The sequence below is a fragment of the Amnibacterium setariae genome, from assembly GCF_003581425.1.
GTDB classification, from domain to species: Bacteria; Actinomycetota; Actinomycetes; order Actinomycetales; family Microbacteriaceae; genus Amnibacterium; species Amnibacterium setariae.
The window spans coordinates 699,590-721,877 of the sequence record NZ_QXTG01000002.1; the positions used below are offsets into that span (position 1 = coordinate 699,590).

General features: G+C 73.2%; 16 protein-coding genes. 7 read left to right on the top strand and 9 right to left on the bottom strand.

Going from position 1 to position 22,288, the window contains the following annotated elements; all coding sequences use genetic code 11:
• Positions 1-55: 55 nt before the first annotated feature.
• Both D1781_RS11315 and D1781_RS11320 read left to right on the top strand, forming a co-directional pair.
• Positions 56-1,282 carry a thiolase family protein gene (locus D1781_RS11315; protein WP_119482379.1) on the top strand — a complete coding sequence of 409 codons (1,227 nt, stop codon included), beginning with the start codon at positions 56-58 and terminating at the stop codon, positions 1,280-1,282.
• Positions 1,279-3,441: a 3-hydroxyacyl-CoA dehydrogenase NAD-binding domain-containing protein gene (locus tag D1781_RS11320; RefSeq protein ID WP_119482380.1), complete on the top strand. Its 2,163-nt coding sequence runs from the start codon at positions 1,279-1,281 to the stop codon at positions 3,439-3,441. Before D1781_RS11315 ends, D1781_RS11320 begins: the two co-directional genes overlap by 4 nt.
• Positions 3,442-3,505: 64 nt before the next feature.
• Here the strand turns inward: D1781_RS11320 and D1781_RS11325 are convergent, their stop codons facing one another.
• The 6 genes from D1781_RS11325 to dut form a co-directional block, all read right to left on the bottom strand.
• Positions 3,506-4,474 (bottom strand): hypothetical protein, encoded by a 969-nt coding sequence (locus D1781_RS11325; RefSeq protein ID WP_119482381.1) that lies wholly within the window; start codon positions 4,472-4,474, stop codon positions 3,506-3,508.
• Between the two features lie 185 nt (positions 4,475-4,659).
• On the bottom strand, positions 4,660-6,582 hold the full coding sequence (dxs, locus tag D1781_RS11330) for a 1-deoxy-D-xylulose-5-phosphate synthase (protein ID WP_119482382.1): 1,923 nt from the start codon (positions 6,580-6,582) through the stop codon (positions 4,660-4,662).
• Positions 6,583-6,691: 109 nt separating this feature from the next.
• Positions 6,692-9,544, bottom strand: a complete 2,853-nt coding sequence (locus tag D1781_RS11335; RefSeq protein ID WP_119482383.1) for an aconitate hydratase — start codon at positions 9,542-9,544, stop codon at positions 6,692-6,694.
• An 85-nt stretch (positions 9,545-9,629) separates the two neighbouring features.
• Positions 9,630-10,331, bottom strand: a complete 702-nt coding sequence (locus D1781_RS11340; protein ID WP_119482384.1) for a DUF3159 domain-containing protein — start codon at positions 10,329-10,331, stop codon at positions 9,630-9,632.
• Positions 10,328-10,957 (bottom strand): DUF3710 domain-containing protein, encoded by a 630-nt coding sequence (locus D1781_RS11345; RefSeq protein ID WP_119482385.1) that lies wholly within the window; start codon positions 10,955-10,957, stop codon positions 10,328-10,330. The genes D1781_RS11340 and D1781_RS11345 overlap by 4 nt, the downstream gene beginning before the upstream one ends.
• Positions 10,954-11,403, bottom strand: coding sequence for a dUTP diphosphatase (dut, locus tag D1781_RS11350; RefSeq protein WP_119483223.1), 450 nt, complete (start codon positions 11,401-11,403; stop codon positions 10,954-10,956). Before dut ends, D1781_RS11345 begins: the two co-directional genes overlap by 4 nt.
• Before the next feature lie 57 nt (positions 11,404-11,460).
• Between dut and D1781_RS11355 the strand changes: the two genes are divergently transcribed.
• On the top strand, positions 11,461-11,913 hold the full coding sequence (locus D1781_RS11355) for a DUF3093 domain-containing protein (protein WP_119482386.1): 453 nt from the start codon (positions 11,461-11,463) through the stop codon (positions 11,911-11,913).
• Between the two features lie 85 nt (positions 11,914-11,998).
• On the opposite strand, the gene D1781_RS11360 is transcribed toward D1781_RS11355, so the two are convergent.
• Complete coding sequence (locus tag D1781_RS11360; RefSeq protein ID WP_119482387.1) at positions 11,999-12,292, bottom strand: DUF4193 domain-containing protein; 294 nt, start codon at positions 12,290-12,292, stop codon at positions 11,999-12,001.
• A 227-nt stretch (positions 12,293-12,519) separates the two neighbouring features.
• On the opposite strand from D1781_RS11360, the gene sepH reads away from it, so the two are divergent.
• Positions 12,520-13,848 carry a septation protein SepH gene (gene sepH / locus D1781_RS11365; RefSeq protein WP_158590076.1) on the top strand — a complete coding sequence of 443 codons (1,329 nt, stop codon included), beginning with the start codon at positions 12,520-12,522 and terminating at the stop codon, positions 13,846-13,848.
• A gap of 34 nt (positions 13,849-13,882) precedes the next feature.
• On the opposite strand, the gene D1781_RS11370 is transcribed toward sepH, so the two are convergent.
• Complete coding sequence (locus D1781_RS11370) at positions 13,883-14,977, bottom strand: alkaline phosphatase family protein (protein WP_233551288.1); 1,095 nt, start codon at positions 14,975-14,977, stop codon at positions 13,883-13,885.
• Positions 14,978-15,103: 126 nt separating this feature from the next.
• Here D1781_RS11370 and D1781_RS11375 point away from each other — a divergent pair, with 126 nt between their 5' ends.
• Together D1781_RS11375 and D1781_RS11380 are read left to right on the top strand one after the other, a co-directional pair.
• Complete coding sequence (locus D1781_RS11375; RefSeq protein ID WP_119482390.1) at positions 15,104-17,530, top strand: DNA gyrase/topoisomerase IV subunit A; 2,427 nt, start codon at positions 15,104-15,106, stop codon at positions 17,528-17,530.
• 186 nt (positions 17,531-17,716) lie between these two features.
• Positions 17,717-19,642, top strand: coding sequence for a S53 family peptidase (locus tag D1781_RS11380; protein WP_199706567.1), 1,926 nt, complete (start codon positions 17,717-17,719; stop codon positions 19,640-19,642).
• 90 nt (positions 19,643-19,732) lie between these two features.
• Here the strand turns inward: D1781_RS11380 and D1781_RS11385 are convergent, their stop codons facing one another.
• Positions 19,733-21,817, bottom strand: a complete 2,085-nt coding sequence (locus D1781_RS11385) for a DNA gyrase/topoisomerase IV subunit B (RefSeq protein WP_119482392.1) — start codon at positions 21,815-21,817, stop codon at positions 19,733-19,735.
• 174 nt (positions 21,818-21,991) lie between these two features.
• Between D1781_RS11385 and D1781_RS11390 the strand changes: the two genes are divergently transcribed.
• A complete protein-coding gene (locus D1781_RS11390; protein ID WP_119482393.1) occupies positions 21,992-22,225 on the top strand; it encodes a DUF7455 domain-containing protein in 234 nt (77 codons plus the stop codon).
• The last annotated feature ends 63 nt before the right edge of the window (positions 22,226-22,288 follow it).

The following is a 22,288-nucleotide window of genomic DNA, read 5'->3' on the forward strand; positions in this document are numbered from 1 at the left end:
GGCAGGATCCTCCAGGCCCGTTTCCCGGGTCGGAGACGCGAGGAGTGCGAACAGCGTGACGGAGCGCAGCGAGGTCGTGTTCGTCGACGGGGTGCGGACCCCGTTCGGCCGGGCCGGCGAGAAGGGCATGTACTGGGGGACGCGGGCGGACGACCTCGTCGTGAAGGCGATGGTCGGGCTCCTCGACCGCAACCCGCAGCTGCCGAAGGACCGGGTGGACGACGTCGCGATCGCCGCGACCACGCAGCAGGGCGACCAGGGCCTCACCCTCGGCCGCACCACGGCGCTGCTGGCGGGCCTCCCCCGGACCGTGCCCGGCTACGCGATCGACCGCATGTGCGCGGGCGCGATGACGAGCGTCACCACGGTCGCCGGCGCCATCGCGTTCGGCGCCTACGACGTCGCGATCGCCGGCGGCGTCGAGCACATGGGCCACCACCCGATGGGCTTCGACGCCGACCCGAACCCGCGGTTCGTCAGCGAGCGCCTCGTCGGCTCCGACGCCCTCGTCATGGGCCGCACCGCGGAGCGCATCCACGACCGCTTCCCGCAGCTGACGAAGGAGCGCTCCGACCGGTTCGCGATGCGCTCGCAGCACAAGGCCGCCAAGGCCTACGAGGACGGGAACATCCAGCCCGACCTCGTGCCGGTCGCGACCCGCGGCCCCGAGGGCTGGGGCCTCGCCGTCCGGGACGAGCTGATGCGGCCCGAGACGACGATGGAGGGCCTCGCGGCGCTCCGGACCCCGTTCCGCCCGCACGGCAACGTGACCGCCGGCAACGCCTCCGGTCTCAACGACGGCGCGACCGCCTCCCTCATCGCGAGCGAGGAGGCCGCGAACGCGCTCGGGCTGCCCGTGAAGATGAAGCTCGTCAGCTTCGCGTTCGCGGGCGTGGAGCCCGAGATCATGGGCATCGGCCCCGTGCCGAGCACCGAGAAGGCGCTCGTCAAGGCCGGGCTCACGATCGACGACATCGGCCTGTTCGAGCTGAACGAGGCCTACGCGGTGCAGGTGCTGAGCCTGCTCGACCACTTCGGCATCGACGACGAGGACCCGCGCGTCAACCCGTGGGGCGGCGCGATCGCCTTCGGGCACCCGCTCGCCTCCTCCGGCGTGCGGCTGATGATCCAGCTCGCCCGCCAGTTCGAGCAGCACCCCGAGGTCCGCTACGGCCTCACCGCCATGTGCATCGGGCTCGGGCAGGGCGGCAGCGTCATCTGGGAGAACCCGCACTTCGACCGCAAGGCGGCCAAGAAGGCCGCGAAGGGGGCCGGCAAGTGACCGACGTCCAGGAGGCGCCCGTCGACCTCGTCGCCCTGTCGGCGGACGAGGTCGTGACCGAGGCCTACGCCCGCGACCTGCCGCTGCCGGACGGCGGCGTGCTCGTGCTCGTCACGCTCGACAACGGGCGCGACCACACGCGGCCGAACACGTTCGGGCCGAAGAGCCTCCTCGCGCTCGAGGCCGTGCTCGTCGCCCAGAAGGAGCGCGCGGCGCGCGGCGAGATCGCCGGCCTCGCCGTCACCGGCAAGCCGTTCATCCTCGCCGCCGGCGCGGACCTGAGCCAGGCGAGCCGGATCCCCTCCCGCGCCGCGGCGCTCGAGCTCGCGCGGCTCGGCCACCGGGCCCTCGGCCGCCTCGGCGAGTTCGCCGTGCCGACGTTCGTGTTCATCAACGGGCTCGCGCTCGGCGGCGGCCTGGAGCTGCCGCTGAACGCCGACTACCGCACGATCGACGCGAGCGCGCCGGCGGTCGCGTTCCCCGAGGTGTTCCTCGGCATCGTCCCCGGCTGGGGCGGGTCCACGATCCTCCCGAACCTCATCGGCATCGAGGCGGCCCTCAAGGTCATCGTCGAGAACCCGCTGAAGCAGAACCGGACGCTGACCGCCCAGCAGGCGTTCGACCTCGGCATCGCCGACGCGATCTTCCCGTCCGCGGTGTTCCTCGAGCGGTCCGTGGCGTGGGCCGCCGACGTGATCGCGGGGCGGACGAAGGTCGAGCGCCCGCACGCGCCCGGGCGCCTCGAGCGCGCGGTCAAGTGGGACGTGGCGATCCGCATCGCGCGGAAGAGCCTCGAGTCGAAGATCGGCACCGTCCCGAAGTCGCCGTACGCCGCGCTCGAGCTGCTCGCCGGCGCGAAGAAGGCGACGAACCGGGCCGGCGTGCTCGCGGGGTTCGCGGCCGAGGACGAGGCGCTCGCCGACCTCCTCGCCGGCGACCAGGCCGCCGCCTCCCTCTACGCGTTCGACCTCGTGCAGCGGCGCGCCAAGCGGCCCGCCGGGGCGCCCGACCGGTCGCTCGCGAAGAAGGTGACGAAGGTCGGCGTGATCGGCGCGGGCCTGATGGCGAGCCAGTTCGCCCTCCTGTTCGCCCGGCGGCTCAAGGTGCCCGTGCTCATCACGGACCTCGACCAGGCGCGGGTCGACGCGGGCGTCGCGCGCATCCACGGGGAGATCGCGAAGCTCGCGGAGCGCGGGCGCGTGAATCCGGACGAGGCGAACCGCCTCCGCGCGACCATCACCGGCACGACGGACCTCGCCGACTACGCGGACTGCGACTGGGTCATCGAGGCGGTCTTCGAGGACCTCGGCGTCAAGAAGCAGGTGTTCGCGAACGTCGAGCCGCACCTCTCCCCCGAGGCCGTGCTCGCCACGAACACGTCGTCGCTGTCGGTCGACGCGATCGGCGCGGACCTGGCGCACCCCGAGCGGCTCGTCGGCTTCCACTTCTTCAACCCGGTCGCGGTGATGCCGCTGATCGAGGTCGTGAAGGCGTCGAGGACGGACGACCCCTCGCTCGCCACCGCGATGTCGATCGCGAAGGACCTGAAGAAGAACGCGGTCATCACGAAGGACGCCCCGGGCTTCGTCGTGAACCGCGTGCTCGCGAAGGTGCTGGGCGAGGCCATGCACGCCGTCGACACGGGCACCCCGTTCGAGGTCGTCGACCACGCGCTCGACCCGTTCGGGCTGCCGATGACGCCGTTCGAGCTGCTCGACCTCGTCGGGCTGCAGGTCGGCGCGCACGTGCTCGACACGCACCACGCCGCCTTCCCGGACCGGTTCTTCGACTCCGCGAACCTGCACGCGCTCGCCGACGCGGGCGTGCTGCTGGAGAAGGACGACAAGGGCGAGGTGAAGGGCTTCGACAAGCGCGCCCTCGCGATCGTGAAGAAGTCGCTCCCGAAGCAGACCACCCCGATGACGGCGGAGGAGTTCCGCCGCCGGGTCGAGGACGGCCTCGCCGACGAGATCCACCGGATGCTCGAGGACGGCGTCGTGGCGGCGCCGGAGGACATCGACCTCTGCCTGATCCTCGGCGCGGGCTACCCCTTCCAGGCGGGCGGCATCACGCCGTACCTGGACCGGGTCGGCGCCTCGGAGCGCCTCTTCGGCGCGACCTTCCACACCCCGCGGATCGCAGGCCCCGCCTCCCGCTGATCGGTTCTGCCCAGATTCCGGTGGTCTGCCCTCTCGCGCGTCGGGGCAGACCACCGGGATCTGGTCACAGCCGCGTGACGCGGAACTCGGTGGAGTAGTCGGCGATGGTCACGCGACGAGCTTCGGGCACGACGCCGATCCGGGCGAGGATCGGCGCGAGCAGTCGCGGGCTGCGGGACTCCCGGTAGCCCCATCGGCCGAGCCGCGGCACCTCGAGCCGCACTCGGTCCTCCCGTCGCTTCTCCTTGATCACGGCGTCGGCAGCGCCGTTGGGCGCCATCGAGGCGTCGCGGTACTTCTGCTCGCCGTCGGTCTCTCCACCGGCGGGCACCCAGGGGTAGCCGAAGTCCAGGCGACCTGCCAGGCCGTTCCGGTCGAACACCCGCCATTGCAGGATCGGGCGACGGATGCCGATGCGCAGCATCGTGACCCTCGAGGTCGACTCGGCCGGCGACTCCGCGTCGCCGTCCGCGAACGCCACCACCGCCTGCGCACGCCTCCAACCCTTCCGAGACGTCGCTGCGGCGACCGCTCCCTCGAGTGCGACTCGCGGCACACCGAGATGCAGGGCGCCGTCGGCGGTCACGACGCCGCTCTCGAACGTCGAGATGCGCGCGATGTCGACCACCGTCCTCGCCGGCGTCGTGACCTGCAGCCCGCGCACCTCGGCTCGTTCGCCGGCGTCGACGGCGGCCACGCGCGCGGCCACACCGACGAGTCCTCGGTCCGAGGCGTCCTCGACGCTCACGTGCACGCGCTCGAGGTGCTCGCGGCCGAGTACCGGCAGCCCCAGCAGGACTGCCGCGGACCAGTGGGAGAAGAGCGGCGGCCGCGATGCGACCGCTGCGAGGGCTCGCATGGAGACCACGTGCCGCTGCTCCGGCGAGAGCGCGTCATGGACACCGCGCTCGACGTAGACACCGGGACGGACCCGGCGCAGCAGACCGCGCTGCACATCCTTCGCCAGCGTCCGGCGGTGGTCCTCGAACGCCTGCTCGCGCACGATGAGCAGCTCGACGATCCACGGGTCCACGCGGACAGGGTGCCCGCTCAGCGAGCCGTCGGCGCGGCGAGGCCGCGTCTGTGGAGCGATCCGGCCTGGGGAGGGGGATGTTGCGGTCCGCTGCGACTTCAAAGGACCGTCCTGACGAGATCCCGGTCGTCCGACCCCGCGCGCGCGTGGTCGGACGACCGGGATCTGGTCAGAAGGCGGAGGGGTCAGTCGGAGACGCGGGTGCGGGCCGGCTTCGCCGCGGGCTGCTTCGTGCCCGCGAGCTGGCCCACGATGTCGGCCGCGATCGCCGGGGCGGACAGGCCGCTCTCCGCGAGGATCTCGCCGCGCTCCGCGTGCGGGAGGAACGCGTCGGGCAGGCCGACCTCGTTCAGCGCCGTGTCGACGCCCGCCGCGCGCATGTCCTGGCGGAGGCGCGTGCCGACGCCGCCGACGCGCACGCCGTCCTCGATCGTGACGACGAGGCGGTGCTTCGCGGCGAGGTCGATGAGGCTCGGCGCGATCGGGACCGCCCACCGCGGGTCGACGACGGTGACGTGGATGCCCTCGTCCGCGAGCAGCCGCGCCACCTCGAGGCCCTGCGCCGCCATCACGCCGATCGCGACCACGAGCACGTCGGACTCCGAACCGCGAGCGAGCACGTCCACGCCGTCCTCGAGCCGCTCGAGCGCCGGGATGTCCGCCGGCACGGTGCCCTTCGGCAGGCGGAGCACGGTGGGCGCGTCCTGGACCGAGACGGCCTCCGCGAGCTCCTCCGCCAGCGTCGCGCCGTCGCGCGGCGACGCGAGCCGCATGCCCGGCACGATCTGCAGCATCGCCAGGTCCCACATGCCGTGATGGCTCGCGCCGTCCGGGCCCGTGATCCCCGCACGGTGGAGCACGAACGTGACGCCGGCCCGGTGCAGCGCGACGTCCATCAGCACCTGGTCGAGGGCGCGGCCGAGGAAGGTCGCGTAGACCGCGAACACCGGGTGCAGGCCGCCGAAGGCGAGCCCGGCGGCGGAGGTGACGGCGTGCTGCTCGGCGATGCCGACGTCGATCACCCGCTCGGGGTGCCGCCTCGCCAGCGGCTCGAGCCCGACGGGCCGCAGCATCGCCGCGGTCATCCCGATGATCCGGCGGTCGTCCTCCGCGAGCGCGACGAGGTCCTCGCCGAACGCGTCCGCCCAGTCGCGGGCGGGCGACGCCGGCGCGAGGGGCGCGCCGGTCTCCGGATCGATGACGCCGACGGCGTGGAACCGGTCCGCCTCGTCCGCGCGTGCGGGCGCGTAGCCGCGGCCCTTCTGCGTGATCACGTGGACGAGCACGGGCAGCTCGTAGTTCTTCGCCTGCTCGAGCGCGTTCTCGACGGCCACCTCGTCGTGCCCGTCGACCGGGCCGAGGTACTTGATGTCGAGGTTCGAGTACATCCGCTCGTAGTTGACGAAGCGGGCGAGGAAGCCGTGCAGCGCCCCGCGCGTGCCGCGGTAGACGGCGCGGCCGGGCGGGCCGAAGCGGTCGAACAGCCGCTGCGACCCCTTCTGCATGTCGCGGTACGTCCGCCGCGTCCGCACCTCGTTGAGGTAGCGCGCCATCCCGCCGATCGTGGGGGCGTAGGAGCGGCCGTTGTCGTTGACGACGATGACGAGGCGGCGGTTGTTGTCGTCGCTGATGTTGTTCAGCGCCTCCCACGTCATGCCGCCGGTGAGCGCGCCGTCGCCGACCACCGCGACGACGTGCCGGTCGGTCTCACCCCGCACCTGGAACGCGCGGGAGATGCCGTCCGCCCAGGAGAGGGAGCTCGAGGCGTGCGAGCTCTCGACGATGTCGTGCCTGCTCTCCGCCCGGTCCGGGTAGCCGGAGAGGCCGCCGCGCTTCCGGAGGCGGGAGAAGTCCTGCCTGCCCGTCAGCAGCTTGTGGACGTAGGTCTGGTGCCCCGTGTCCCACACGATGGCGTCGTGCGGCGAGTGGAAGACGCGGTGGATCGCGATCGTCAGCTCGACGACGCCGAGGTTCGGGCCGAGGTGACCGCCGGTCCGCGACACGTTCTCGATCAGGAACGCCCGGATCTCCGCGGCCAGCGTCGTGAGCTGGTCCTGGGTCAGCCGGTCGAGGTCCCGCGGGCTCCGGATGGTCTCGAGCACGCTCATCCGTTCACCTTATGAGCAGTGCTCCGAACTGCCTGACCACCTGCGGAGCATCGGAGGGACCGGGGGCTCCGGCCGTGCCGGAGCCCCCGGTCCGCACCCGTCATCGCGGTCAGGCGACGAGCGAGCGGAGGACGTACTGGAGGATGCCGCCGTTGCGGTAGTAGTCGGCCTCGCCCGGGGTGTCGATGCGGACGACCGCGTCGAACTCGATCGGCTGCTTCCCCTCCGGCGAGTGCGCGGTCGGGGTCGCGACCACGTGCACCGTCTTCGGCGTCGCGCCGTCGTTGAGGGCGGTGATGCCCGTCACCTCGAACGCCTCGGTGCCGTCGAGGCCGAGCGAGTCCGCGGTCTCCCCCGCGGGGAACTGCAGCGGGAGGACGCCCATGCCGATGAGGTTCGAGCGGTGGATGCGCTCGAAGCTCTCCGCGATGACGACCTTGACGCCGAGCAGGTTCGTGCCCTTCGCGGCCCAGTCGCGGCTCGAGCCGGAGCCGTACTCCTTGCCCGCGAGGATCACGAGCGGGGTGCCCTCGGCCTGGTAGCGCTCGCTCGCGTCGTAGATGAACGCCTGCGGGCCGTCGGGCTGCGTGAAGTCGCGCGTGTACCCGCCCTCGACCCCGTCGAGGAGGCGGTTGCGCAGCCGGATGTTCGCGAACGTGCCGCGGATCATCACCTCGTGGTTGCCGCGGCGGGAGCCGTAGGAGTTGAAGTCCTTCCGGTCGACGCCGTGCTCCGTCAGGTACCGGCCGGCGGGGCTGTCCGCCTTGATCGAGCCCGCGGGGCTGATGTGGTCGGTGGTCACGGAGTCGCCGAGCTTCGCGAGCACCCGCGCGCCGGCGACGTCGACGACCGGGCTGGTCTCGAGCGTCATGCCGTCGAAGTACGGGGGCTTGCGCACGTAGGTGGAGGACTCGCTCCACTCGAACGTCGCGCCGGTCGGGGTCGGCAGGTTCCGCCACCGCTCGTCGCCGTCGAAGACGCTCGCGTACTCGTGCTCGAACATGTCGGTCGAGATCGAGGAGTCGATCGTCGCCTGCACCTCGCCCGCGTCGGGCCAGATGTCCTTCAGGTAGACGTCGACGCCCTCCTCGTCCTTGCCGAGGGCGTCGTTCTCGAAGTCGAAGTTCATGCTGCCGGCCAGCGCGTACGCGATCACGAGCGGCGGGCTCGCCAGGTAGTTCATCTTCACGTCGGGGTTGATGCGCCCCTCGAAGTTGCGGTTGCCGGAGAGCACCGCGGTGACCGCGAGGTCGTTCTGCTGCACGGCCTCCGAGATCGGCTCCTCGAGCGGTCCCGAGTTGCCGATGCAGGTGGTGCAGCCGTAGCCGACGAGGTAGAAGCCGAGGTCCTCGAGCGGGCCCATCAGGCCGGCCTTCTCGTAGTAGTCGGTGACGACCTTCGAGCCCGGCGCGAGCGTGGTCTTGACCCACGGCTTCGCCTTCAGGCCCTTCTCGCTGGCCTTCTTCGCGAGCAGGCCGGCCGCGAGCATCACGGAAGGGTTCGAGGTGTTCGTGCAGGAGGTGATCGCGGCGATCGCGACGGCGCCGTGGTCGAGCGTGAACTCGCCCGCCGAGCCCTGCACCGTCACCGGGTTGGACGCGTGCTGCGGGGCGTGGCTGACGTGCGCGGCCTCGAACTGGCCGGGGAAGCTCGCGCCCGCCGGCTGCAGCTCGCGGTCCTCGGACTGGTCGTCGTCGCCCGGCGTGGACGCGACGGGGTCGGAGGCCGGGAAGGTGCCCTCGACGGCCACGTCGAGCAGCGTCGGCTTCTCGGCGTAGTCCGCGAGGTCGTGCTCGAACGTCGCCTTGGCGGCCGACAGCTCGATGCGGTCCTGCGGGCGCCGCGGCCCCGCGATCGACGGGACGACGGTGGAGAGGTCGAGCTCCATGTACTCGGAGTACCGCGCCTCGCTCGCCGGGTCGTGCCACAGGGACTGCCGCTTCGCGTACGCCTCGACGAGCGCGACCTGCTCCTCGGAGCGGCCGGTGAGGCGGAGGTAGTCGAGGGTGACGTCGTCGACGGGGAACATCGCGGCGGTCGAGCCGAACTCGGGGCTCATGTTGCCGATGGTCGCGCGGTTCGCGAGCGGGACCTCGCCGACGCCCTCGCCGTAGAACTCGACGAACTTGCCGACGACGCCGTGCTTGCGCAGCATCTGCGTGATGGTGAGGACGACGTCCGTCGCGGTGACGCCGGTGGGGATCGCACCCGTCAGCCTGAAGCCGACCACCTTCGGGATGAGCATCGAGACCGGCTGGCCGAGCATGGCCGCCTCGGCCTCGATGCCGCCGACGCCCCAGCCCAGCACGCCCAGGCCGTTCACCATGGTCGTGTGCGAGTCGGTGCCGACGAGCGTGTCGGGGTAGGCCTGCTCGACGCCGCCCACGACGCGCGTGTAGGTGACGCGGGCGAGGTGCTCGATGTTGACCTGGTGGACGATGCCGGTGCCGGGCGGGACGACCTTGAAGTCGTCGAAGGCCGTCTGGCCCCAGCGGAGGAACTGGTAGCGCTCGCCGTTGCGCTCGTACTCGATCTCGACGTTGCGCTCGAAGGCGTTCTCCGTGCCGAAGAGGTCGGCGATGACGGAGTGGTCGATCACGAGCTCCGCTGGCGCGAGCGGGTTGACCCGCTTCGGGTCGCCGCCGAGCTCGGCGACGGCCTCGCGCATCGTGGCGAGGTCGACGATGCAGGGCACGCCGGTGAAGTCCTGCATGACGACGCGGGCCGGCGTGAACTGGATCTCCGTGTCGGGCTCCGCCTCCGGCACCCAGGAGCCGAGCGCGCGGATCTGGTCCGCGGTGACGTTCGCGCCGTCCTCCGTGCGGAGGAGGTTCTCGAGCAGCACCTTCAGGCTGAACGGCAGCCGGTCGTACCCGTCGACGGCGTCGACGGCGAAGATCTCGAAGGTCTTCCCGCCCACCGTCAGGTCGGTCCTCGCGCCGAAACTGTCCACCGCGGCCATGTCGCTCCTCCACACCTCCAGGGCCGCGACGGTCGGCCGCGACGCCTCCAGCACGATACCGCCCGACGGCCGGGCGCCCCGGCCGTCAGGCGGCGTCGCGGCGCCGCAGCGCCTGCACCGCGAGCACGGTGACGATCAGCACGATCGAGTAGAGGGGCAGGCCGAGGACGATCCGCGCGATGCCGAGCTCGACGACCTTGTCGCCCGCCGCGTAGAGCGGCACCTCGACCGCGAGCCGGACCGCGAAGAGCAGCACCCAGAGCAGGCTGAGCCAGGTGGCGGCGCGGCGCCGGCGCGGCTCGCTCCCCCACGCCCGGTCCGAGGTGATGAGCCCCGTGACGACGCCCACGAGCGGGCGCCGCACCAGCACGGAGACGAGGAACGCCAGGCCGTAGGCGGCGTTGATGAAGAACCCGGGCAGGAAGTTCGTGTTCGCGTCGCCGGTGACGAGCACGAGCGCCGCCGACACCGCGACGAGCACCGCGCCGCTGATGGCGCCGCCCGCGCGCTGCCGCCGCACCAGGCGGATCAGCACGAAGAGCGCCGACAGCACCAGCGGGGCGACGACGATCGGGATCAGCGTCGGCCGGTCCACCGGCGTCGGCGCCTGCCGGATCGCGACGACCTGGTAGGCGACGACGAAGACGAGCGGCGGCAGGACGCTCTCGACGATCCCGAGCGGGCCGCCGATCGCCGCGACGACGCCCCGGCCGGTCAGCGGCGAGTCGTCGGCCGCGCGGGCGAGCCCGGACCGGGGCCGCTCCGGCTCCTGCGGGTCGCCGGTCACGCGCCGAGGCGCGGGCGCTGCGTCGCGTCCGGCTCCGCGCCCTGCGGCATGTGGAGCGGGATGAGGTCGCGGGGCGGCATCGGCGCGGAGCCGCGCACGACGACGACGCTGCGGAACAGCTCCTCCATCGCCGCGCCGACCTGCGGGTCGAGCGCGCCGTCGCCGGAGATGACGCCGCGGAGGAACCAGCGCGGGCCGTCGACCCCGATGAAGCGGGCGATGCGGTTCACCGTGGGCTGCCCCGGCGCCTGCTGCGCCGGGATCTGGGCGAGCAGCTCCGGGCCGAGCCGGCCGTCGACGACGCGCGTCGTGCCGCCCTGCGAGAGGATCTGCTGCTCGATCTGCTCGCGGATCTCGTGCCAGAGCCCGCTCGAGCGCGGCGCCGCGAACGGCTGCACCTGGAGGCTGGAGCTCGCGAAGTCGAGCCCGACGGCGACGACGCGGCCGGTGCCCTCCTCGACCTCGAGGCGGAGGCCGAGGCCCTCGCGCGGCGGGATCTTCACGCCTCCGAGGTCCACGTAGGGCCGGACGGCGTTCGCCTCCTGCACGTCGAGCGGACCGAGGACCTCCCGATCGGCCGGGGCCGACTTCGGCCTGGGCTCCGGGCCGTTCTCCTCGTCGGTCACGGCGCCTCCTCTCCTGGTGCCGGGACGTCGCCCGACCCGGTCGATCCGAATCCCCGCTCCGCGCGGTGGCTCCCGGGCAGACGGACGACGGGGACGAACGCGATCTCCGGCAGCGGCAGCACGAGCAGCTGCGCGATGCGGTCCCCGACCGCGACATCGTACGAGGTGGTGCTGTCCGTGTTCAGGAGCGTGACGCGGATCTCGCCGCGGTAGCCGGCGTCGACGAGGCCGGGGGCGTTCACGATCGTGATGCCGTGCTTCGCCGCGAGCCCGCTGCGCGGCAGCACCAGCGCGGCCGTGCCGGCCGGCAGGGCGATCCGCAGCCCGGTGCCGACGGTCGCGCGCTGCTGCGGCCCGAGCGTCACCGCCTCCGCGCTGCGGAGGTCGGCCGCCGCGTCGCCCGGCACCGCCCGCTCCGGCACGGGCCCGTCCACGAGCACCTCGATCACGAGGGGCGAGGCTACCGGCGCGCGTCCCGGCGGGCGCGGTGGTGGAATGGGGCCGTGCAGCGCTTCCGCGAACGCCTCGTGCCTGGTCCGGGCACGCTCATCGCGGTGCTCCTGCTCGTGCCCGCGATCTTCGTCGTCCTCCTCCCCCTGTCGCCGACGATCGGGATCATCGCCGCGATCGTGCTGACCGCCGCGGTCGAGCTGCTGCTCGTCGTGCTGTCGCCCGTCGTGGCGGTGCAGGACGGGATGCTGCACGCCGGCGCCGCCCGCATCCCGGTCGGCCTCACGGGCGAGACGGCGCTCTACCGGCGGGCGGACGCGACCCAGGCCCGCGGGCCGGGGCTCGACGCCCGCGCCTTCACGCTCTTCCGCGGCTGGGTCGACCCGGTCGTCCGCGTCGACGTCGAGGACCCGGACGACCCGGTGCCCTACTGGCTGATCTCCACCCGGCGGCCGGAGGAGCTGCGCGCGGCCCTCGCCGCCGAGCGGGGCGCGCGCACGTCCTGAGACGGGAACGGGCCCGCCGGCGGTTCGCCGGACGGGCCCGTGGTCGTCGATCGGGGCGGGCGCCCCGGTGCTCGGAGTGCGCGGCTCAGGCCTCGCACTCGCGGCAGATGGGGCCGAGCTTCGTCTCGTGGTCGAGCTGCGAGCGGTGCTTCACGAGGAAGCAGCTCACGCAGGTGAACTCGTCCGCCTGCGGCGGGAGCACGACCACGTCGAGGTCCAGGTCGGAGAGGTCCGCGCCGGGCAGCTCGAAGCCGCCCGGGTTGTCCGCGTCCTCCACGTCCACGACCCCGGACATCTTGTCCGGGACTCGCTCCTTCAGCGCTTCGATCGAGTCGGAGTCGTCGTCCGTCTTGCGGGGGGCGTCGTAATCGGTCGCCATGAAATCCGTGCCTCTCTCAAGCGTCGCGCGGGCTGTTCGCCCGGGGGTCTCGGGCGGAAAGCGGCGACAGTATGCACGAGGCGGAATGCGGATGCAAACGCCTCGCCGCGGCCGTCGTCCCGCGGTCGCAGGCGCATCAACATCCGGGACTCGCCCGGTATTTCCGGGGCGGGCGGCGTGGCGCGTGCGATCCTCGACGCGCCGGAGGGCAGGAGGTGGATCGGACGATGCAGACGCTGAGCGTGCTGACGGTCGAGGACGACGCGATCGTCGTCGCCACCCCGACCGGCGACCGCTTCCGCCTGCCGCTCGACGCGGCCCTCCGCGCGCGCATCGCGAGCACCTCCGGGCCCGCCTCGGAGAAGCGCCTGTCGCCGCGCGAGATCCAGGCGCACATCCGCGCCGGGCTGACGAGCGAGCAGGTCGCGGCCATGACCGGCGTCCCCGTCGCCTTCATCGAGCGCTTCACCGGCCCGGTGCTGGCCGAGCGCTCCTACATCGTCGAGTCCGCGCTCGCCGTGCGGCTGCCGCCGGAGACCGAGGGCGCCCGCTCCCGCACCTTCGGCGCGGTCATGGGCGAGCGCCTCGACGCCCTCGCGGCGAAGGACGTGCGCTGGACGAGCGCCAAGGAGCCGTCCGGCTGGGTGCTCGCCGTCGCCTTCACCGCCGACGACATCCAGCACGCCGCCAGCTGGCGGTTCGACCCGAAGCACATGCGGCTCGACCCGGACAACGTGGAGGCGTCGACGCTGTCGCAGCAGGGCGTGCCCGCCGCGCTGACCCCGCGCCTGCGCGCGATCGAGCCGACCGCGCCCGTGACGATCGTCCGGCCCGCCGAGCCGGACGCGGCCGCACCCGCGCCGGCGCCCGCCACCGGCCCCGGTCCGCGGCTCCCCCACGGGGCGCGGGTCGCCGCCGTGCCCGCGGAGGAGCCGGACCGCAGCCGCTTCGACAGCGCGGCCTTCCGCTTCCCGCCGATGGAGCGGGCGCCGAAGGAGGCGCAGCCCGCCGCGGAGACGGACACCGGCACGACCGCGACGCCGGAGCGGCCGAAGCCGCGGGACGTGCGTCGCGCCCCCGCCGACCGCCCGGCGCCGGGCCAGCGCGCGCAGCCCCGGCGCATCGACCGCACGGACCGGACCGACCGGCCGGAGCGGATCGACGAGCCCGAGCGGCGTCGCCCGACCGGGCGCCAGGAGCAGATCCAGGACACCGACGAGCTGCCGCCCACCGCGGCGATCGACGTGGTCGGCGACGTCTTCGCGCCGCGGCCCGCGGCCGATCGCGCCGCACCCGCGCCGCGCCGCGAGCCCGCTCCCGTGCACCGCCTGCCGGTCCGCGACGCCGCGACGCCCGTTCAGGAGCGCCCGACGGAGCCCATCCGGCGTCGCCGGGACCGGGGCCGCCCGGGCCTCGCCCCCGTCGAGCCGGCACCCGCGACGCCCGAGGACGCGGAGGAGCCCGCCGAGCGGCCGGCTCCCGCCGTCCGACCCCGGCGCGGCCGCACCTCGATGCCGAGCTGGGACGAGATCGTCTTCGGCCGCGACGAGCCCTGATCCCGCAGCGGATCGGGCCGACCGGGCGGCGCCCTCAGCCGTCGAGCCGGACCAGGGGCACGAACCGCTCCGCCGGCGTCCACGCGCCGTGCTGGCCGACCATGCCCCGCGCCGGCGCGTCCTCGGTCGCGTAGAACGCCGCGCCGCCGCGCGCAGCGACGAGCAGGTCCCCGATGCGCGGCAGCACCTCGGGGACCACGGCGCCGAAGCGTCCCGCGGCGACCGCCTCGTCGCGCGTCGCGACCTCGGCCGCGCCGCCCAGCGCCGCCGTCCAGCGGGCCGCGGCCTCCGCCGGGTCGACACCGGGTCGCAGGTGCACGTGCAGCAGGCGCGGCTCGCCCGCGAGGTGCCGCACGTCGTCGTCGAGCCCGAGGCCCTCCAGGATCACGTGCGCGGACGGCGACACGTCGACCATGCCGTGGTCGGCGGTCACGAGCAGCGTCTCGCCGCCGCGCGGCGCCGCGTCGCGCACGGCGCCGTCCACGCGCTCGAGCAGGCCCGTCCACTCCCCCGACCGCCAGCCCTCCCGGTGGGCGGCGACGTCGAGCTCCGGCACGTAGCAGTAGGCGATGCCGCGTCCCGCGCCGCGGAGGGCGGAGAACGCGGCCTCCAGGCGGTCCTCGATCGTCCGGGCGCCGACGTAGCGCGCACCCCTGAGCACCTCCCGCGTGAACCCGGAGGTCGCGTAGTGGCGCGGCCCGACCGCGAAGGCGGCCAGCCCCTCCGCGGTCGCCCGCTCGAAGACCGTCGTCGAGCGCTGCCATCCGGGCGGCAGGTCGGCGTCGAAGCCGCGGAGCTGGTTGACGACCCGATCCGTCGCCGGGTCGAGCGCCGCGTAGGCGACGACCCCGTGCACGCCGGGGTCGGTGCCGGTCGTGAGCGTCGTCAGCGCGGCTGCGGTGGTCGTCGGGCCCCCGGTCGCGATCCGCCGCCGCCCGGCGCCCGCGAGCGTGCGAGCGTGCCCGGCGCGCGCCGAGAGCGCCTCGTCGCCGAGCCCGTCGACCACGAGCACGACCACCCGGCGGCGCGATCCGAGCCGCAGGGCGTCCGGCCTCCCCTGCACCGCGTCGAGGGAGGCGGTGAGCACGTCGCGGAGCACGGGCGCGCCGCTCGCTACGATGGGGGCCACGATCAGGCAGTGTGCCATTCGGGCGCACGCGCGCCGCTCGTGCGGGAGCGGCTGAGCGGCTGACGTCTCCGCGCCGTCCGTGCGACGTCGACCGCGGCGGGCGTCGTCGCGGAGGGGACTTGTCGCATGAGCACCACCGAACCCAACCTGGCCGGCGAGCGCATCGAGGACGTCGACGTCTCGAGCGAGATGCAGGGCTCGTTCCTCGAGTACGCGTACTCCGTCATCTACTCCCGGGCCCTGCCCGACGCGCGCGACGGCCTGAAGCCGGTGCAGCGCCGGATCCTCTACCAGATGGCCGACATGGGCCTCCGGCCCGACCGCGGGCACGTGAAGTGCGCCCGCGTCGTCGGCGACGTGATGGGCAAGCTGCACCCCCACGGCGACGGCGCCATCTACGACGCGCTCGTGCGCATGGCGCAGCCGTTCTCGATGCGGCTGCCGCTGCTCGACGGGCACGGCAACTTCGGCTCGCTCGACGACGGGCCCGCCGCCTACCGGTACACCGAGGTCCGGCTCGCGCCCGCCGCGATGGCGATGGTCGCCGACCTCGACGAGGACGTCGTCGACTTCGTGCCGAACTTTGACGCGCAGCTCGACCAGCCCGAGGTGCTGCCCGCGAGCTTCCCGAACCTGCTCGTGAACGGCGCCTCCGGCATCGCGGTCGGGATGGCGACGAACATGGCGCCCCACAACCTGGTGGAGGTCGTCGCGGGCGTGCGGCACCTGATCGCCCACCCCGACGCGACGCTCGACGACGTCATGCGGTTCGTGCCGGGACCCGACCTGCCCTCCGGCGGCACGATCGTCGGTCTCGCCGGCGTGCGCGACGCCTACGCGACGGGCCGCGGCGCCTTCAAGACGCGCGCCAAGGTGCAGGTCGAGCCGGTCACGGCCCGAAAGGCCGGGCTCGTCGTGACCGAGCTGCCCTACCTCGTCGGCCCCGAGCGGGTGATCGAGAAGATCAAGGACGGCGTGCAGGCGAAGAAGCTCGCCGGCATCGCGAACGTCAGCGACCTCTCCGACCAGCACAACCAGCTCCGGCTCGTCATCGAGATCAAGACCGGCTTCGACCCGATGGCCGTGCTCGAGCAGCTCTACCGGTACACCCCGCTGGAGGAGTCCTTCAGCATCAACAACGTCGCGCTCGTCGACGGCGGCCCCCGCACGCTCGGCCTGCTCGAGCTGATGCAGGTCTACGTCGACCACCGCATCGACGTCGTCACGCGGCGGACGCGGTACCGGCTCGCCCGGCGCGAGGAGCGCCTGCACCTCGTCGAGGGCCTGCTCGTCGCGATCCTCGACATCGACCGCGTCATCGCGATCATCCGCGGCAGCGACGACACGGACGCGGCGCGCACGGGCCTGATGGACGCCTTCCGGCTGAGCCAGGCCCAGGCGGACTACATCCTCGAGCTGCGCCTCCGCCGCCTCACCCGGTTCTCGACCATCGAGCTCGAGACGGAGGCGCAGGAGCTGCGCGACGACATCGAGGCGCTGCGGGCGCTGCTCGCCGAGCCCGGACGCCTGCGGAAGGTCGTCTCCGACGAGCTCGGCCAGGCCGCCGAGCTGTTCGGCACGCCGCGCCGCACGCTGCTCACCGAGGCCGTGGCGGCGCCGCCGAAGTCGTCGAAGGCCCCCGCCCTCGAGATCCAGGACGTCGCCTGCCGCGTGCTGCTGTCGACCAGCGGCCGCGCGGTGCGCGTCGACCTGCCCGAGGGCGCCCGCATCGAGCCGCAGCGGCGCCGGTCGCGGCACGACGCGATCGCGTCGGAGGTCGACGGGACGAGCCGCGGGGAGCTCGGCGCCGTCACCAGCCGCGGCCGCCTCGTCCGGTTCACGCCGGTCGACCTGCCCGTCGTCCCGCCGGCGTCCGCGCAGCCGGCGGCGGGCACGCCGATCGGCGCCTACCTCGGCCTCGAGCCCGCGGAGCGCGTCCTCGCGCTCGTGCGCCTCGACGGCGACCCGATCGCCCTCGGCACCGCCTCCGGCGTCGTCAAGCGCGTCGCGACCGGGGCCTGGCCGAACAAGCCCGCCTTCGAGGTCATCGCGCTGAAGCCGGGCGACGAGGTCGTCGGCGCCGCCCAGGCCCCGGAGGAGGCGGCGCTCGTGTTCGTGGCCTCCGACGCGCAGCTGCTGCGCTTCCCCGCCTCCGCGGTCCGGCCGCAGGGCCTCGGCGCCGGCGGCATGGCCGGCATCTCGCTGAGCGGCGCGGCGAAGGTCGTCTCGTTCACGGCGGCCGACCCCGAGTCGGCCGTCGTCGCCACCGTCTCGGCGACCGACGGCACCATCGAGGGCCTCGAGGCGGGCCGCGGGAAGGTCACCCCCCTCGCCGACTTCCCCGCGAAGGGACGCGCCACCGGCGGCGTGCGTGCGCAGACGCTCGGCCGCGGCGAGACCGGGCTGCGGATCGCGTGGATCGGGACGGCGCCGGTGCTCGCCGCCGGCCCCGACGGCGTGACGCGCCCGTTCCCGGACGACGCGGTGCGCCGCGACGCGCCGGGACTTCCGCTCGAGGGCAAGGTGACCGCGTTCGGGACCGCGCCGCGCTGACGCGGCTGAGCGCGATCTCGGGGCCCGCTGGGAGCGGGCCGCAATCCAGGCTGGACACGCCGCCCGTGTGAACGGGCTGTTTCACTTCCTGAACCGAACATGACGGCGACTGCTGACACGCCCGAGGTCCTACGTAGGTTCGGCTGCGGCGCCACCCCCGACGCCGTGGATCAGTCAGGACGAACCGTGCCCACTCCATCCCGACGACGCGCACTCGAGCGCCGTCTCCTGTCCATCGGTGTCGGTCTCGCCACCGCGACCGCCCTCTCGCTCACCGCGACCGCGGCGCAGGCCGACACGCCGTCGACGCCCGTCCCCCACTCGAAGCCGACCTGGCTCTCGAAGGCGAAGCACCTCGGCGACGCGTCCTCCGGCGCGAAGACGACCGCCAAGGTCTACCTCGCCCCGAAGGGCGGGGTCGACGCGTTGAAGGCCGCCGCGCTCGCCGTCTCGACGCCCGGCTCCGCGAGCTACGGGAAGTTCCTCACGCCGGCGCAGTACCGCAGCCGCTTCGCGCCCTCCGCCCAGGCGGTGCGGACGGTCGAGCACTACCTGCGCGCCGCGGGGCTCACGGTCACGGGCGTCGAGTCCAGCAACCGGTACATCTCGGTCTCCGGCGACGTCGCCGCCGCGAAGAAGGCGTTCGCCGCCCCGATCGGCCGGTACACGCACGGCGGCCGGACGGTGCAGGCGCCGACCACGACGCTGAAGCTGCCCACCGGGATCGCCGGGCTCGTCTCCACGATCACCGGCCTCGACACCACGCCGAACCTCGCGCACCCCGCCGCGGCGACGCCGACGCCGCCGGACGCCGGCTTCCGGAACGCCCGCCCCGCCTCGACGGGCTACGGCTCGCTCGACGCGAAGTACGAGGCGGACTTCAAGACGCCGCTGCCGAAGTTCCAGGGCAAGACGCTGCCCTACGCGGTGTCCGGCTACACCGGTCCGCTCCTCCGCGCCGCCTACGAGGGCACCAAGAACACGCTCACCGGCTCCGGCGTCACGATCGGCATCGTGGACGCCTACGCCTCGCCCTACATCGCGCAGGACGCGTCGCGGTACGCGGCCGCGCACGGCGACGCGGCCTACCGCTCGGGCCAGCTCACGCAGGTGACCCCGGCCGCCTCCAAGTACGACCTGCTCGACGAGTGCGACGCGGGCGGCTGGTACGGCGAGGAGACGCTGGACGTCGAGATCGCGCACGCGATGGCGCCGGCGTCGAACATCCGCTACTACGGCGCCACCGACTGCGACCAGGGCCTGCTCGACTCCCTCGCGCAGGTGGTGGACCAGGACAAGGTCGACGTCGTGTCCAACAGCTGGGGCGAGCTCGGCGAGCAGGACTCCGCCGACGCCGTCGCGGCGTACGAGCAGGTGTTCCTGCAGGCCTCCCTCGAGGGCATCTCGTTCCTCTTCTCCTCCGGTGACGACGGCGACGACGTCGTGGCGAGCGGCCTGAAGCAGGTCGACTACCCGTCGAGCGACCCGTACGTCACGGCGGTCGGCGGCACCTCGGACGCCATCGACTCGAGCGGCGCGCTGCTCGGCCGCACCGGCTGGGGCACCGTCAAGGAGAGCCTGTCGACCGACGGCCGCTCCTGGACCTCCGTCGGCTTCACCTCCGGCGCGGGCGGCGGCTCCTCGTCGCTGTTCAACAAGCCCGCCTACCAGAACGGCACGGTCGGCGGCGGCGCCCGCCAGACGCCGGACGTCGGCGCCCTCGCGGACCCGACCACCGGCTTCCTCGTCGGCCAGACGCAGACGTTCACGGACGGCGTGTACTACGACGAGTACCGGATCGGCGGCACGAGCCTCGCGTCGCCGCTGTTCGCCGGCCTCACGGCCCTGTCGATCCAGAAGGCGAAGCACGACGTCGGTCTGCTGAACCCGACGATCTACGCGTCGAAGGGCGCCTTCACGGACGTCACGGCCAAGTTCCCCGACGCCGGCAACGTCCGAGCCGACTACGCGAACTCGGAGAACGCCGCCAAGGGCATCCTCTACTCCGTGCGGCTCTTCGACCAGGACAGCTCGCTGCCCGTGACCGCCGGCTACGACAACGTGACCGGCATCGGTGCGCCGAACACGGCCTGGTTCTCCGCGATCAAGTGACGCGCTGAACGCGAGGAGGGGGCCGGGTGGTGATCCACCCGGCCCCCTCTTCGTCGCCAGTGGGCGCGTCCGGCTCCCGCCGGCGCCCGCTCAGGCGTCGATGCGGTCGCGGTCCAGCGACGCCGAGTTCTGCGTGATGAAGTCCTTGCGGGGCGCCACGTCGTTGCCCATGAGCAGCTCGAACGTCCGCTCCGCGGCCGCGGCGTCCGTCACGCGGACCCGGCGCAGCGTGCGGTGCCGGCGGTCCATGGTGGTGCTGGACAGCTGGTCCGCGTCCATCTCGCCGAGGCCCTTGTAGCGCTGGATCGGCTCCTGCCAGCGCTTCCGCTCCTTCTTCAGCTGCGCGAGCACGCCCGTGAGCTCCTGCTCGCTGTAGGTGTAGATCGGCTCGTTCTTCCGGTTGCCCATCACGATCACCCGGTGCAGCGGCGGGACGGCCGCGAACACGCGCCCCTCCTCGACCATCGGCCGCATGTACCGGAAGAAGAGCGTCAGCAGCAGCGTGCGGATGTGGGCGCCGTCGACGTCGGCGTCGCTCATCAGGATGACCTTGCCGTAGCGCGTCGCCTCGAGGTCGAAGGTCCTGCCGGAGCCGCCGCCGAGCGCCGTGATGATCGCGGCGCACTCGGCGTTGCCGAGCATGTCGCTGATCGAGGCCTTCTGGACGTTCAGGATCTTGCCGCGGATCGGCATGAGGGCCTGGTACTCGGAGTTGCGGGCGAGCTTCGCGGTGCCGAGCGCCGAGTCGCCCTCGACGATGAACAGCTCGGTGTCGGCCACGTTCGTCGAGCGGCAGTCCTTGAGCTTCGCCGGCAGCGACGAGGACTCGAGCGCGTTCTTGCGCCGCTGCGTCTCCTTGTGCGCGCGGGCCGAGATGCGGGTCTTCATCTCGCTGACGACCTTCTCGAGCAGGACGCCGGTCTGGGCCTTGTCCTCGCGCTTCGGGGAGTCGAACCGCTCCGTGAGCGCCTTGCTCAGCACCTGCCGCACGATGGCGCGGACGGCGGGGGTGCCGAGCACCTCCTTCGTCTGGCCCTCGAACTGCGGCTCGGGGAGGCGCACGGTCAGGACCGCGGTGAGCCCCGCGAGCACGTCGTCCTTCTCGAGCTTCTCGTTGGCACCGACCTTGAGCCGGCGCGCGGCGGCCTCGACCTGGCCCTTCAGCACCGCGAACAGGCCGGCCTCGAAGCCCTGCGCGTGGGTGCCGCCCTTCGGGGTCGTGATGATGTTCACGAAGCTGCGGGTCGTGGTCTCGTACCCCGTGCCCCAGCGCAGGGCGATGTCGACCTCGCAGGTCCGCGCGACCTCGGTCGCCTCCATGTGCCCGTTGGCCTGCAGGACCGGGATCGTCTCGGTGAAGTCGCCGGAGCCCTGGATGCGCCACGTGTCCGTGAGCGGCGCGTCCGGGGCGAGGAAGTCGACGAACTCGGCGATGCCGCCGTCGTACTTGAACGACTCCACGACCGGCTCCCCCTCGCGGAGGTCCTCGACGGTGATGCCGAGCCCCGGCACGAGGAAGGCGGTCTGCCGGGCCCGCCCGGTGAGGTCCGCGAGCGAGAACGTCGCGTCGCGCACGAAGATCTGCCGGTCGGCCCAGTAGCGCACGCGGGTACCGGTGCTGCCCTTGGCCGCGCGGCCGACGACCCGCAGCGAGCTGCCCGAGACGAACGGCTCGAACGGCGCGTCGGGCGAGGGGTGCTTCGGGTCGGCGTCCTTGAACGTGCCGGGCTCGCCGCGGTGGAACGACATGGCCCAGGTCTTGCCGCCGCGGTCGACCTCGACGTCGAGCCGCTCGGACAGCGCGTTGACGACGGAGGCGCCGACGCCGTGCAGGCCGCCGGAGGCCGCGTACGAGCCGGACCCGAACTTGCCGCCGGCGTGCAGCTTCGTGAAGACGACCTCCACACCGGTCAGGCCGGTCTTCGGCTCGATGTCGACGGGGATGCCGCGGGCGCGGTCCCGCACCTCGACGCTCGAATCGGGGTGGAGCAGCACCTCGATGGTGTCGCCGTGACCGGCGAGGGCCTCGTCGACCGCGTTGTCGATGATCTCCCACAGGCAGTGCATGAGCCCGCGGGAATCCGTCGAGCCGATGTACATGCCCGGCCGCTTCCGCACCGCCTCCAGGCCCTCGAGGACGGAGAGATGCCGGGCGGAGTAGTCGTTCGCAGCCATGTCGCCCTCACGCTAGCCGCGGGCTGCGACACACCGGCGCGGCCCGCCGGGCGAGCGGCGAGCCCCTCGGAGCGGGGGTACGCGCACAGCGAACTCGGCGGGAGGACGGCGCACCGTTGAAACATCCCCGTGCGACCATGGTGTACCGGCACGGCAAGCCAAGAGGAGGTCATCATGACCCGCGCGAACGACCACAGCGGCCTCGACTCCCTGGAGTCGCAGTTCTCGCTCACCGCGCTGGACCGCTGCGACAGCTGCGGTGCTCAGGCGTACATCCGCGTGCAGCTCGACAGCGGCGAGCTGCTGTTCTGCGCCCACCACGGCAAGAAGTACGAGGAGAAGCTCTCGGGCATCGCCCAGAGCTGGCACGACGAGTCCAGCCGGCTCCTGCAGGAGTCGAAGGCCTGAGGCCTTCCCACCCGCTCCACGAAGGGCCCGGGACCGCGTTCGCGCGCCCGGGCCCTTCGCGTC